The following is a 13,628-nucleotide window of genomic DNA, read 5'->3' as shown; positions in this document are numbered from 1 at the left end:
TGCGCGCGATCGACCCTCCCCCTCCAGGGGAGGGTAAGAGAGATCGTGCAAAATCAATGACTTCCCTACTGTGCATGGGGTTGTTTTCGCGAAAAAGCGTCCGGCCCCAGCACCTGCGTCATGGCCGGGCTTGTCCCGGCCATCCACGTCCTTGCTGCGCCGGGCCGAGAACGTGGATGCCCGGGACGAGCCCGGGCATGACGGCAGAGCGAGACAACGGGAATCCATTTGACTCCTCCCCGATTCTGATTCGACTCCGCGCCGTCCCCAGCTTTAACGATTCCGCCCGCCGAACGCCGCTTGTGCGGCGGCCCGAACCTCCATCTAGTGCACAACCAATACGAGTCCCGCGACATGTTGCGAGAACGGAACGGGACTCAACGGGGAGTCAGCGATTCGGCCGCGATTCGTTCTGGAGTCGTTCCGAAGCTTAAGGCGAACGGGAAAAGCGTCGCAAAGTGAAACAGTTGCGCGGGATTTGGCGAGGGCGCTTTCACACGCTCGGTGTCATCGCCCGGCTTGACCGGGCGATCCAGTACGCCGAGGCGGCTGTGGTTGAGCGGAGAGGCCGCGGCGTACTGGATGCCCCGGTCGAGCCGGGGCATGACGGCGGAGTGCTTGGCGCCAGCGCAGCGTTCGGACACCTGGCCGACGCCCGGCCCCCGGCCCGCCTCATGCAGCACTGACATTCGCCCAAATCGCCATTACCTAATCCCCCAGACATGGCTTTTTCCTCCTCCCCCTTCGCCTCCGAGCGCGCACCTTCCGATCGCGTGCCCGGCGCGGGCGTCACCGCGGTGCTCGGGCCGACCAACACCGGCAAGACCCATCTCGCCATCGAGCGGATGCTCGCGCATCCCTCGGGCATGATCGGCCTGCCGCTGCGCCTGCTCGCGCGCGAGGTCTACAACAAGATCGCCGACAGGGCCGGTGAAGCCAGCGTCGCGCTGGTCACAGGCGAGGAGAAGATCAAGCCGAAGAACCCGCGCTATTGGGTCTCCACCGTCGAGGCGATGCCGCGCGACCTCGACGTCTCCTTCCTCGCCGTCGACGAGGTCCAGATCGCCGCCGATCTCGAACGCGGCCACGTCTTCACCGATCGCATCCTCAACCGCCGCGGCCGCGACGAGACGCTGCTGCTGGGCGCCGCGACCATGCGCCCGATCATCGAGCGGCTGCTGCCGGGCGTCTCCATGATCACGCGTCCGCGCCTGTCCAGCCTCGAATTCGCCGGCGACCGCAAGATCACGCGCCAGCCGCGCCGCACCGCCATCGTCGCGTTTTCGGCGGATGAAGTCTACGCCATCGCCGAGCTGATCCGCCGCCAGCATGGCGGCGCCGCGGTGGTGCTGGGATCGCTGTCGCCCCGCACGCGCAACGCGCAGGTGGCGATGTTCCAGAACGGCGACGTCGACTATCTCGTCGCCACCGATGCCGTCGGCATGGGCCTCAATCTCGACGTCGACCACGTCGCCTTCGCCTCCGACCGCAAGTTCGACGGCTACCAGTTCCGGCGCCTGACGCCGTCCGAATTCGCGCAGATCGCCGGCCGCGCCGGCCGCGCCACCCGCAACGGCACCTTCGGCACCACGGGCCGCTGCGCGCCGTTCGAGCCCGAGCTCGTCAACGCTCTGCAGAACCACACCTTCGATGCCGTGAAGGTGCTGCAATGGCGCAATTCCAAGCTGGACTTTTCCTCGCTCGGCGCGCTCCAGGTGTCGCTCAACCTGGCCCCCGGCCACGAGGCGCTGACGCGCGCGCCGATCGCCGAGGACATGCGCGTGCTCGACCACGCCGCCCGCGACGGCGAGGTGCGCGATATCGCGCATGGCAAGGCCGCCGTGGAACGGCTCTGGGAGGCCTGCCAGGTCCCGGACTACAGAAAACTGTCGCCGGCCGCCCATGCCGAGCTGGTGACGACGCTGTACGGCTTCCTGATGCGGAAGGGCTGCATTCCCGATTCCTGGTTCGAGTCCCAGGTCACCCAGGCCGACCGCACCGACGGCGACATCGACACGTTGTCGGCCCGAATCGCCCAGATCCGCACCTGGACCTTCGTCGCCAACCGCCCGGACTGGCTGAGAGACCCCGAACGCTGGCAGGGGATCGCGCGAGAGGTGGAAAATAAATTATCGGATGCGCTCCATGAACGCTTGACTGAGCGTTTCGTTGATCGCCGGACCAGTGTATTGATGCGCCGCCTGCGGGAGAACACGAGCTTGAATACTGAAATCGGCAAGACCGGCGAAGTCATCGTCGAAGGCCATGTCATCGGCCGCCTCGACGGCTTCACCTTTGCACCGGATGCGGCGGAAGCAGGCTCCGATGCGAAAGCCTTGCAGGCCGCAGCGCAAGCGGTGCTCGCCGGCGAGATCAACGCGCGCGCCGAGAAGCTCGGCAACGCGCCGGACGAGCAGTTCGTGCTGACCTCCGAAGGCATCATCCGCTGGACCGGCGATGCCGTGGCGCGGCTGTCTGCCGCAGACGACGCGCTGCATCCGCGCATCCGCATCATCTCCGACGAGCGCCTGACCGGCGGCCCGCGCGACAAGGTGCAGGCGCGGCTCGAGCTCTGGGTCAAGACGCACATCGAAAAACTGCTCGGGCCGATGTTCGAGCTGTCGAAGGCCGAGGACGTCACCGGCATTGCCCGCGGCATCGCCTATCAGCTGGTCGAGGCGCTCGGCGTGCTCGAGCGTCCCAGGATCGCCAACGAGCTGAAGGATCTCGACCAGTCCTCGCGCGCCGTGCTGCGGAAATACGGCGTCCGCTTCGGCGCCTACCACATCTATTTCCCGGGCCTGCTCAAGCCCGCCGCGCGCGCGCTCGCTGCGCTGCTCTGGGCCCTGAAGCAGGACAATGTCGATCTCTCCGCGCTCTCGGGCGCGCAGCATCTGGCATCGTCGGGCCGCACCTCGTTCCCGGTCGACAAGCAGCTGCCGCGCGATGCCTATCGCGTGCTCGGCTACAAGCAGGCTGGCGAACGCGCCGTGCGCGTCGACATCCTGGAGCGGCTGGCCGATCTGATCCGCCCGGCGCTGGCGTGGCGCGAGAACTCGCCCGGCGAAAAGCCCGCCGGCGCGTTCGACGGCCGCAGCTTCGTGGTCACGCAGGCGATGACCTCGCTCACGGGTTCGGCCGGCGAAGACTTCGCCTCCGTGCTGCGCGCGCTCGGCTATCGCATGGAGAAGCGTCCGCCGCTGCCGCCAAAGCCTGTCGTTGCCGAGACGGTTGCGGCCGAAACGGTTGCGGCCGAGACGCCGCCCGCCGAGGGCAGCGCGGAGACCTCGATCGAGACCGCGGCGGAGGCCGTTGCCCGCCTGCCGGCGGAGTCGACCGCCTCCACCGAAGCCGCTGACCAGTCCGTCACGGTCGAAGACGCGCCCGGCATGGAGCCGCACGACGAGCCCGCCCATCAGGAGCCGGCGCTCGAAGCGTCTCCCGAGACCCCCGTCACGCCCGAAGATGCCCCCGGCATTGCGCCGCCAGCAGAAGAGGCTGCGACGTCCCCCGAGGCTGCCGGCCTTGAAGCCGCTGCCGCCGAGACGGCCGCGACCGAAGCCGCGGCATCGCCCGACGCTGCCGCGCCCGCCGCGCCTGAGGCGGCAGTCGCGCCGGCAGAGCCCGAGCTGGTCGAGGTCTGGCGCCCGGCTGGCCGTCACGAGGACCGCAAGCCGCGCCACGAGCGCCATCGCCACCAGCGTCACCACCAGCCGCGTCCGCAGGCCGGTGCCGAAGGCGCCGCGGCCGCGCCAGGCGAAGCGGCCGAAGGCGCAAAGCCGGGCGAGCGCCATCGTCATGGCGGTCATCGCCGCGATGGGGCCAAGGATTTCCGCAAGGGCCGCGAAGGTGGCGGAGAGGGCGCGCCGCGTCCCGATGGGCGCGACGACAGGAATCGCCGTTTCGAGGGCAAGGATCGCGACAAGGATCGCAACCGCGACAACAAGGGCAAGTTCGGCGGCGACCGCGACAAGGGCCGCGACAACCGTGGCCGCGACCGCGACAAGGGCCGCGACCGCCAGGGTGGGCCGTCGCTGCGTCCCTACGCCTCGAGCGCAAGCCCGCGTGAGCGCGATCGTCCGGCCGATCCGAATTCGCCCTTCGCCAAGCTTGCCGCGCTGAAGGAGCAGCTGTCCGGTCGGAAGGAGTGACCCTACGACTGAACGGCAGCGCATCGACAAATGGCTGTGGCACGCGCGGGTGGTGAAGGCGCGCACGTCCGCGGCTGAGCTCGTCGTCACCGGCCATGTCCGCGTCAACGGCATACGCGAGACATCGCCGGGGCATGCGATCAAGGCCGGCGACGTGCTCACCATCGCACTCGATCGCACGGTGCGCGTCCTGAAGGTGACGGGCTTCAACGAACGCCGCGGCGATGCTGCCTCGGCACAGGTGCTCTATGAGGAACTCGGGACACGCAATTAATTGCGCCTTGTACTCACTTCTTGGTCGATCAAACGCGCAAAGCCGTCATGATTGGCCTTCCCGATCTTGCGGCGCCGGGCCATCCGCGCTACGCAAGCCGCGACTTTTAAAAGAGCTTTTCGGAGCGTTGGATGACTTACGTCGTCACTGAAAACTGCATCAAGTGCAAGTACACCGACTGCGTCGAGGTCTGCCCGGTCGACTGCTTCTACGAGGGTGACAACATGCTCGTCATCCACCCCGACGAGTGCATCGATTGCGGCGTGTGCGAGCCGGAATGCCCCGCCGACGCCATCAAGCCGGACACGGAACCGGGCCTGGAAAAGTGGCTCCAGGTCAATGCCGACTACGCCAAGAGCTGGCCCAACATCACCCAGAAGAAAGAATCGCCTGCCGACGCCAAGGAATTCGACGGCATGGAAGGCAAGTTCGAGAAATATTTCTCCCCAAACCCGGGCTCGGGCGACTAATTCGGGCTCAAACTTAACCCTAATAGCGGCGTTGCCGCCGAAAACCAGCCCTGAAGACCCCTAAATCATTGATTTTTGCGGGAAATGTGCTATATTGGGCACATTAAGCCGAACCCCGTCAGCCCGTTTGGCCCCTCTGGGTTCCCGTGAAACCAAATGTCGAACAGGGGCGTGGCAGTTTCCGCGCGCAGGCTGTGTCACAGAAAACGCGTAAAAAGAGTACTTCAGCGAGGGCTTCCAATAAGGAGGCCAAAAAAGTCGCCGCGGCCAGCCGTAGCGCATCCAAGGGTCGGACCGCGACGAAGGCGCCGGCTGCAAAGTCCTCGAAGAACAAAAGAAGCGCAATGCCTAACAAGACTGCCAAACCGGCCGCGAAAGCGACCGCCGCCAAGCCTGCTGCTGCCAAGCCTGTGACTGCAAAGCCGGTAACTGCCAAGGCTCCCGCTGCCAAGCCCGCGACGAAGGCCCCTGTTGCTGCTGCGCCTGCCAAGGCTCCCGCGGCGGCGAAGCCGGCTGCCAAGCCCGCTGCTGCGCCGAAGGTCGAGGAAAAGAAGGTCGTGACCCAGCGTCAGGGCTTCAAGGCCAACGAGTTCGTCGTCTATCCCGCTCACGGCGTCGGCCAGATCCTGGCGATCGAGGAGCAGGAGATCGCCGGTGCGAAGCTCGAGCTGTTCGTCATCAACTTCATCAAGGACAAGATGACGCTGCGCGTGCCGACCGCCAAGGTCGCCAATGTCGGCATGCGCAAGCTGTCCGATCCGGCGCTGGTCAAGAAGGCGCTGGAGACGCTCAAGGGCCGCGCCCGCGTCAAGCGCACCATGTGGTCGCGCCGCGCCCAGGAATACGAAGCGAAGATCAATTCGGGCGACATCGTTGCGATCGCGGAAGTCGTGCGCGACCTCTATCGCTCGGAGTCGCAGCCGGAGCAGTCCTACAGCGAACGCCAGCTCTATGAAGCCGCGCTCGACCGGCTCTCCCGCGAGATCGCGGTGGTGCAGCACTCGACCGAGACCGAAGCGGTCAAGGAGATCGAAGCCCAGCTCGCCAAGAGCCCGCGCCGCACCAGTGCCAAGGCAGAAGCCGCCGACGGCGAAGCCGACACGGATGCCGAGGGCGAGACCGACGACACCGATGGCGACGACACCACCGTCGCCGACGAGGCGGCGTAAGCCCCGCGTCGAACGCAGAGATCAAAAGCCCGGCCGTTCGGCCGGGCTTTTTGCTTGTCACGAAGCTCCGTCGGGCGACCGGCTGCGCCGCAGCTCCTTTCCTCAACCCGAGCTGCACCGTCGTCGTCCCGTCGCGGTGTGTGACGCCAGACACTGACCCTCGTCCCGCTCTCCGCCAGAGTGTGGCCCACGCGCCGGATGTCCCGGCTGCAGATGCCAAGGGAGAAGGGTGATGAAGTTTCCTCGTTTCGCTATGTCCGCTTTCGCAGCCATCGTCGGAATCGGCTTGCTGGCCGGCTCGGCCTCATACTCGCCCGCCGCCGCAGGAGCGTTTGGCCCGGACTACAGCTGGATGGGCAATCGAAAATACATGGACTGCCTTAAATATGTGGGTGCGTTCGGATCCAACTATCCGGGCCGCGACAAGAACATCGCGATCTGCAAGAGAGAGTATCTTCCCGGCGGTCGCTGATCGTGATCGCGTTGCCGCCCCGGCAGCGTCGCTCGACGCCTACCTCACCGGACGCTTCTCGAGCTTCCTTGCCAGCGTCCGCCGGTGCATGCCCAGCCGTCGTGCCGCTTCCGAGATGTTGAACTCCGTCTCGATCAGGGTCTGGTGGATGCGCTCCCATTCCAGCGTCTTGATCGAGGTGGGCCGGGCGTCGAGCGCGACCTCGGCGTTGCCCTCGGCCTTGTTGAAGGCGGCCTCGATGTCGTCGGTGTTCGACGGCTTTGCCAGATAGTGGCATGCGCCCAGCTTGATCGCCTCGACGGCGGTGGAGATGCTGGCAAAGCCGGTCAACACCACGATCAGCATGTCCGGATCGTGCGTGTGCAAGAGCTCGACGCAGGCGAGGCCCGAGGCGCCGCCGAGCTTGAGGTCGACCACGGCGTGGCCGAAGGAGCGCTGCTCCAGCACCTGGCGCACCTCCTCGATCGAGGCGGCGAGCACGACCTCGTAGCCGCGGCGCTCGAACGAGCGCTTCAGCGTGCGCGCGAAGCCGGCATCGTCCTCGACGATGATGAGCGAGCGGTCAGGCGTCAAAATTCCCTCCGATCGCGAGCGTTGCCAGCGGCAACGTCAGGCGCACCGTGGCGCCGCGCTTCCTGTGGTTCTCGGCGGTCACGGTGCCTCCTAGTTTGCGCACGACGTTCACCACCAGGAACAGGCCGAGCCCGCCGCCGGCGCGCCCCTTGCTCGTCTGGTAGGGCTTTCCGAGCTGCGCCAGCATCTCCGGCGCAAAGCCCGGGCCGCGGTCGCTGATCGACAGCACGAGATTGTCGCCCTCGCGCTCGGCCACGAGCTCGACCCAGTCGCGCGAGACCTCATAGGCATTGTCGAGCACGTTGAAGATCACCTGCTTCAACGCCACGTCGGAGACGATCGCGACGTCCTCGCCGAACGTGTTGACAAAGTACAGCGTGCGGGCCGAGCGCGCGTTGCGCCACTCTTCGACCAGTGCCGTGACGAAGGCCGTCACCGTCGTCGGCGAGGAGCCTTCGCCGCGCGCTTCGCCGGCCGACACCAGGATACCCGTCACGATCGATTTGCAGCGTTGCAGCGAGGTCTCCATCTCCGCAAGATCCTCGGCGAGCTCCGGATCGGCGGCGAGATCCGGCATGCGACGCCAGTCGCTGAGGATCACCGAGAGCGAGGCCAGCGGCGTGCCGAGCTCATGTGCCGCGCCGGAGGCGAGCAGGCCCATGCGCACGATGTGGTCCTGCTCGGCGGCATGCTGACGCAGCGCCGCCAGATGCGCATCGCGCTCGCGCAAATTCCTGTTGATGCGGGTGACGAACACCACCAGCAGCACGGCGTTGAGGACGAAGCCGAGCAGCATGCCTGTTACGGTGAGGGTGTAGGTCTCGCTCAGCGGATTGGGCGGCAGGTCGAGCGGCCGGTGGGCCAATGTCAGCCAGACAAAGCTCGCGCAGCTCAGTGCGACCAGCGACCATGTCGAGCGGGCATCGAGCAGCACCGCGCCCAGCGTGACCTGGAGCAGGAACAGCGAGGTGAAGGGATTGGTGGCGCCGCCCGAGAGATAGAGCTGCGCGGTCAGCGCGGCGACGTCCAGCATCAAGGCGACCAGGAGCTCGTTATTGGTGATCGCGGCGCGATGGTGCACCCAGACCAGGCTGGACACGTTGAGCAGCACCAGCGCGCCGATGACCGCGCCCATCCGCTCCAATGGCAGCGGGATGCCGAGACCAAAATGCACGGTGCCGATGGTCACGATCTGGCCGACCACCGCGGTCCAGCGCAGCTGGATCAACAGCGCCATGTTCTTGCGGTTGGTCTCGTCGTCGGTCGGAGCGGTGCCGATCAGCTCGCTGCGCGCATCGGCCTGCGACCGCAGCGTGACGGCGAGCCCGTCACGCGCAAGCGTCTGGGAAAGCGTTTTCCCGTCGTCAGGTCGGCTCGACGATCGTTCCAGCATCTGATCCCGTCCTGCGGGCGACGGTATCCGAGCCGCCGGCCCTTTCGTGGACGAAGCGCTTGCGGCGGAACAGCCCGCCGCCGAATGTGACGAAGAGTTTACCGGCCAGCATGAAAGCCAGGGCAAACCACGTCAGCGCGTAGATCAGGTGGTTATTGGGAAAGCGGATCACGGTCAATCCGCCGATTGGACCGCCGGCGACTTGTGATCCGGCGTCGGCATCGACGAAGAAGGGCGCGACGTCGTGAAGGCCCCGTGCCGCCGCAATCGCGGCGACGTCCCGTGAATACCAGCGGTTGTGCTGGGGCGCGTTGTCCCGGAGAAATCCGCCCTTCGGTTCCGTCATGCGGAGCAGGCCGGTGATCTCGACCTGACCGTCGGGATTGCCGCCCGTGCGCGTCGACGCGTCGCGCCGCTCGGACGGCACGAAGCCTCGATTGATCAGCACCAGCGTGCCGTCGCTGCGCTTCAGCGGCGTCAGCACCCAATAGCCCGGGCCTTCCTCCGTGACGGCCTGAACCAGAGTCTCGCGGTCGTGCAGGAAGCGGCCGCTGACGCTGATGTGCCTGTATTCGTCGTTCGCGGCGTTGATGGTGGGCCATGACGCCGGCGAGGGAACCGGCTGCGCCGGGGCATGAACGCGCTGCTCGACGCGGTCGATCAGCGCCAGCTTCCAGGCCCGGCGTTCGATCTGCCAAACTCCGAGCGCGACGAGAATCGCAAAGGCGATGAGCAAGAGGGCCGTGAGCCACAAGGAAGGGGCGCGCACAGCCTCGCTGCGCGTCCCCCCTGGCTTGCTCGTCCCGGTCCGGGTCTTGCTCACTTCAGAGCCTCGCTCAGTTCATTCCCGTCATCTGGTGCACCGGCATCATGTTGCTGTTCAGGTGGCTCATCACCCACAGCGAACCGGACAGCGCGATCACCACCATCACGATGGTGAAGATCAGCGCCATCATGCTCCAGCCGTTCTCGGAAGTCGTGTTCATGTGCAGGAAATAGATCATGTGCACGACGATCTGAACGACCGCGAACGCCATGATGACGAGCGCGGTGATCTGCTTGCTCGGAAGCGCCCCGCTCATCACCAGCCAGAACGGGATCGCGGTGAGCACCACCGAGAGCACGAAGCCGAGCAGATAGGTTGAGAACGTGCCGTGGGCGTGGCCGTCGCCATGGTGATGATGGTCCGCATGGGCGGCGTGGGTATCGGTGTTCATCGCAGAACTCCCAGGAGATAGACGAAGGTGAAGACGCCGATCCAGACCACGTCGAGGAAGTGCCAGAACATCGACAGGCACATCAGGCGGCGGCGGTTGGCCTCGATCAGGCCGAATCTTTGGACCTGCACCATCAGCGTCACCAGCCAGATCAGGCCGCACGAGACGTGCAGGCCGTGGGTGCCGACCAGGGTGAAGAAGGCCGACAGGAAGGCGCTGCGCTGCGGTGTGGCGCCCTCGTGGATCATGTGGGCGAACTCGGTGAGCTCGATGCCGATGAACGCGGCGCCGAACAGGCCGGTGATCGCCAGCCACATCTGGGTCTGGCCGATCTTGTTCTGCTGCATCGTCAGCATGGCAAAGCCATAGGTGATCGACGACAGCAGCAGCATCGAGGTGTTCACCGCGACCAGGTTCAGATCGAACAGGTCCTTCGGCGCGGGCCCGGCGGCGTAATTGCCGCCGAGCACGCCGTAGGTGGCGAACAGGATCGCGAAGATGAGACAGTCGCTCATCAGGTAGATCCAGAAGCCGAGCGCGGTGCTCCAGCCTTCCGGATGCGGATGTTCGTCGGCGAGATAGAAGACCGGCTCGCCGGTTTGCGCGGGATTGACAGCGACAGTCATTTACTTGGCTCCGGCGAGCAGTTTGGTGCGCGCGTCCTCCGTCCGGATGATGTCCTCAGCCGGAATGTCGAAGTCGCGGTGATAGTTGAAGGTATGGCCGATCCCGACGGCGAGCATCGCGATGAAGCTCGCAGCCGCCAGCCACCACATGTACCAGATCAGGCCGAAACCCATCGCGGTGGCGAGGCCGGCGAGGATGATGCCGGTGCCGGTGCTGCTCGGCATGTGGATCGGCCTGAACCCGGTGAGCGGACGCTGATAGCCGCGCTTCTTCATGTCCCACCACGCGTCGTTGTCGTGAACGACGGGGGTGAAGGCGAAGTTGTAGTCCGGCGGGGGCGAGGAGGTCGCCCATTCCAGCGTACGCGCGTCCCAGGGATCGCCGGTGACGTCCTTGAGCTGCTCACGCTTGAGCAGGCTGACCGCGAATTGCATCAGCATGGAGAGGATGCCGATGAAGATGAAGAGGGCACCGATCGCGGCGATGACGAACCAGATCTGAAGCGAGGGATCTTCGAACACGCGCAGGCGGCGGGTCACGCCCATCAGGCCGAGCACGTAGAGCGGCATGAAGGCGAGGTAGAAGCCGGTCACCCAGAACCAGAACGACATCTTGCCCCAGAACGGATCAAGCTTGAAGCCGAACGCCTTCGGGAACCAGTAGTTGATGCCGGCGAACGCGCCGAACACCACGCCGCCGATGATCACGTTGTGGAAGTGCGCGATCAGGAACAGGCTGTTGTGCAGGACGAAGTCGGCCGGCGGCACCGCGAGCAGAACGCCGGTCATGCCGCCGATCACGAAGGTCAGCATGAAGGCGATCGTCCACATCATCGGCAGCTCGTAGCGGATACGGCCGCGATACATCGTGAACAGCCAGTTGAACATCTTCGCGCCCGTCGGGATCGAGATGATCATCGTGGTGATGCCGAAGAACGAGTTGACGCTGGCGCCCGAACCCATCGTGAAGAAATGGTGCAACCACACCAGGTACGACAGGATGGTGATGACGACCGTGGCGTAGACCATCGAGGTGTAGCCGAACAGCCGCTTGCCCGAGAAGGTCGAGGTGACCTCGGAGAAGATGCCGAAGGCGGGGAGAACCAGGATGTAGACCTCGGGGTGGCCCCAGATCCAGATCAGGTTCACGTACATCATCGGGCTGCCGCCGAAATCGTTCGTGAAGAAGTTGGTTCCGACGTAGCGGTCGAGCGAGAGCAGCGCGAGCACGACGGTCAGGACGGGGAAGGAGGCGACGATCAGGACGTTGGTGCAGAGCGAGGTCCAGGTGAACACCGGCATCTTCATCATCGTCATGCCGGGGCACCGCAGCTTGACGATGGTACAGATCAGATTGATGCCGGATAGCGTCGTTCCGACGCCCGCGACCTGCAGCGCCCAGATGTAATAGTCCACGCCGACATCGGGACTGTAGCCGATGTTCGAGAGCGGCGGATAAGCCAGCCAGCCGGTGCGGGCGAATTCGCCGATGAACAGCGAGGCCATCACCAGCACCGCGCCGCCGACCGTCATCCAGAAGCTGAAATTGTTCAGGAACGGGAACGACACGTCGCGTGCGCCGATCTGGAGCGGCACGACATAGTTCATCAGGCCCGTGACCAGCGGCATCGCCACGAAGAAGATCATGATCACGCCGTGGGCGGTGAAGACCTGGTCGTAGTGATGGGCGTTGAGATAGCCTTCGGAACCGCCAAAGGCGAGCATCTGCTGGCCACGCATCATCAGCGCGTCGGCGAAGCCGCGCAGCAGCATCACGATGCCGAGGATCATGTACATGATGCCGATGCGCTTGTGGTCCACCGTGGTGAACCACTCGCGCCAGAGATAGCCCCAGAGACGGAAATAGGTGAGGCCGCCGAGCAGCGCGGCGCCGCCGAGCGCCACCACCACGAAAGTGCCGACGACGATCGGCTCGTGCAGCGGCAGTGACTCGAAGGTGAGCCGGCCGAAGATGAGCTTGAGAAAATCAGGAGACATGCTGGATCTCTACTAGGAGTCTGACTTCGGACGCTGTCCGAGGAAGAAGGACGAGGACTTGAGCGGCGTGAACGACGGCCGCTTCAGGCCGGCGCCGATGAGCGGCATGGTGTCGGTCGGGGCCGTGATCGAGGCGGTGGTCTTGCCCTGCGGCGCATCCGGCGTGCAGGTGCCGGCGACGAAGCTCGGCTCCGGACCAAACGCGGTGCCGCGGCGGGCGTATTTGTCGTAGGCCAGCGGCAGCGTGTTGTTCAGGCCCTGATGGCCGGCGCCGCCCTTGGCGTCGATCGCCATCATCTCGCTCTGGCACATCTTGCCGGTCTCGACGCACATGTTGAGGATCAGGCGGTAGAGATCGGCATCGACGGCGCCCCAGCGGCGCACCGGCTCGTTCTGGCTGGGCTTTTCGAGCTGGAGATATTCGGCGCGGCCGAGCGAACCGCCGGCCGACTTGGCGCTGGCGATCCAGGCGTCGAAGCCCTTGTCGTCGAGGCCCTTGAAGTTGAAGTGCATGCCGGAGAAGCCGGCGCCGCTGTAATTCGCCGAGAACCCCTTGTAGGTGCCGGGGTGGTTGACGACGGCGTGGAGCTTGGTCTCCATGCCGGGCATTGCGTAGATCTGGCCGGCGAGCGCGGGGATGTAGAACGAGTTCATCACCGAGGAGGCGGTGATGCGGAAGTTGATCGGACGATCGACGGGCGCGGCCAACTCGTTGACGGTCGCAACGCCGTAGCCCGGATAGATGAAGAGCCACTTCCAGTCGAGCGCGACGACATCGACCTCGAGCGGGGCCTTGGACTGGTCCACGGCGCGGTCGGCATGAATGCGGCCCAGTGTGCGGTACGGATCGAGCAGGTGCGTGCCCATCCAGGTCAGCGCGCCCAGGCAGACGATGATCAGCAGCGGCGCCGACCAGATCACCAGCTCGAGCTTGGTCGAGTGGTCCCATTCCGGCTCGTAGCGGGCGGCCGTGTTGGACTGGCGGTAGCGCCAGGCGAACAGCGCCGTCAGCGCCATCACGGGCAGGACGATCAGGAGCATCAGGACGGTGGAGATGATGACGAGGTCGCGCTGCTGGGCAGCGATGTCGCCGGCTGGCGCCAGCACGACGTAGTTGCAGCCGCTGAGCACAACTGCCAGGGGTAGTAGCGCCAGGATCTTGAGACGAGACACGGGCCGAGCCTTTGAGAATGAGTTTCCTTTGCGGGGGCAACGGGTAGCTGCGACGCAACAATCCGGACATTGGACAATTTGTCCAATGTTGCAGTGCGGAATGTTGGGACAG

Annotated in this window: 13 protein-coding genes; 5 read left to right on the top strand and 8 right to left on the bottom strand. The window is 65.4% G+C overall.

Annotated elements, in window-relative coordinates; all coding sequences use genetic code 11:
* Window positions 1–377: 377 nt before the first annotated feature.
* Complete coding sequence (locus ABIA42_RS31195; RefSeq protein ID WP_370117944.1) at window positions 378–689, bottom strand: hypothetical protein; 312 nt, start codon at window positions 687–689, stop codon at window positions 378–380.
* A 33-nt stretch (window positions 690–722) separates the two neighbouring features.
* On the opposite strand from ABIA42_RS31195, the gene ABIA42_RS31190 reads away from it, so the two are divergent.
* The 5 genes from ABIA42_RS31190 (at window position 723) to ABIA42_RS31170 (ending at window position 6,536) form a co-directional block, all read left to right on the top strand.
* Window positions 723–4,151 (top strand): helicase-related protein, encoded by a 3,429-nt coding sequence (locus ABIA42_RS31190; RefSeq protein ID WP_370117947.1) that lies wholly within the window; start codon window positions 723–725, stop codon window positions 4,149–4,151.
* A gap of 22 nt (window positions 4,152–4,173) precedes the next feature.
* Window positions 4,174–4,425, top strand: a complete 252-nt coding sequence (locus ABIA42_RS31185) for an RNA-binding S4 domain-containing protein (RefSeq protein WP_370123842.1) — start codon at window positions 4,174–4,176, stop codon at window positions 4,423–4,425.
* Between the two features lie 131 nt (window positions 4,426–4,556).
* Window positions 4,557–4,895 carry a ferredoxin FdxA gene (fdxA, locus tag ABIA42_RS31180; protein ID WP_018643465.1) on the top strand — a complete coding sequence of 113 codons (339 nt, stop codon included), beginning with the start codon at window positions 4,557–4,559 and terminating at the stop codon, window positions 4,893–4,895.
* Window positions 4,896–5,239: 344 nt separating this feature from the next.
* On the top strand, window positions 5,240–6,064 hold the full coding sequence (locus ABIA42_RS31175) for a CarD family transcriptional regulator (protein ID WP_271531255.1): 825 nt from the start codon (window positions 5,240–5,242) through the stop codon (window positions 6,062–6,064).
* 232 nt (window positions 6,065–6,296) lie between these two features.
* Window positions 6,297–6,536, top strand: coding sequence for a hypothetical protein (locus ABIA42_RS31170; RefSeq protein WP_271531256.1), 240 nt, complete (start codon window positions 6,297–6,299; stop codon window positions 6,534–6,536).
* Between the two features lie 39 nt (window positions 6,537–6,575).
* Here the strand turns inward: ABIA42_RS31170 and ABIA42_RS31165 are convergent, their stop codons facing one another.
* From ABIA42_RS31165 to cyoA, 7 genes are read right to left on the bottom strand one after another with little or no spacing between them, the layout of a single operon-like run.
* Window positions 6,576–7,109 (bottom strand): response regulator transcription factor, encoded by a 534-nt coding sequence (locus ABIA42_RS31165; RefSeq protein WP_271531257.1) that lies wholly within the window; start codon window positions 7,107–7,109, stop codon window positions 6,576–6,578.
* Entirely contained in the window at window positions 7,099–8,502 is a 1,404-nt protein-coding gene (locus ABIA42_RS31160; RefSeq protein ID WP_370117952.1) for an ATP-binding protein, read from the bottom strand. Before ABIA42_RS31160 ends, ABIA42_RS31165 begins: the two co-directional genes overlap by 11 nt.
* Window positions 8,474–9,325: an SURF1 family protein gene (locus ABIA42_RS31155; RefSeq protein WP_370117955.1), complete on the bottom strand. Its 852-nt coding sequence runs from the start codon at window positions 9,323–9,325 to the stop codon at window positions 8,474–8,476. The genes ABIA42_RS31160 and ABIA42_RS31155 overlap by 29 nt, the downstream gene beginning before the upstream one ends.
* Before the next feature lie 13 nt (window positions 9,326–9,338).
* Window positions 9,339–9,719 (bottom strand): cytochrome o ubiquinol oxidase subunit IV, encoded by a 381-nt coding sequence (cyoD, locus tag ABIA42_RS31150; RefSeq protein ID WP_271531260.1) that lies wholly within the window; start codon window positions 9,717–9,719, stop codon window positions 9,339–9,341.
* Window positions 9,716–10,345 (bottom strand): cytochrome o ubiquinol oxidase subunit III, encoded by a 630-nt coding sequence (cyoC, locus tag ABIA42_RS31145; protein ID WP_370117958.1) that lies wholly within the window; start codon window positions 10,343–10,345, stop codon window positions 9,716–9,718. The genes cyoD and cyoC overlap by 4 nt, the downstream gene beginning before the upstream one ends.
* Window positions 10,346–12,343, bottom strand: coding sequence for a cytochrome o ubiquinol oxidase subunit I (cyoB, locus tag ABIA42_RS31140; RefSeq protein ID WP_271531262.1), 1,998 nt, complete (start codon window positions 12,341–12,343; stop codon window positions 10,346–10,348). It lies immediately after the preceding gene.
* 12 nt (window positions 12,344–12,355) lie between these two features.
* Window positions 12,356–13,516: a ubiquinol oxidase subunit II gene (gene cyoA / locus ABIA42_RS31135; RefSeq protein ID WP_370117962.1), complete on the bottom strand. Its 1,161-nt coding sequence runs from the start codon at window positions 13,514–13,516 to the stop codon at window positions 12,356–12,358.
* Between the last annotated feature and the right edge of the window lie 112 nt (window positions 13,517–13,628).

It is taken from the genome of Bradyrhizobium sp. USDA 327 (assembly GCF_041262065.1).
Classification (GTDB): Bacteria; Pseudomonadota; Alphaproteobacteria; order Rhizobiales; family Xanthobacteraceae; genus Bradyrhizobium; species Bradyrhizobium liaoningense.
Note: the sequence above shows the minus strand (reverse complement) of the source record. Positions and strands in the feature narration are given on the sequence as shown.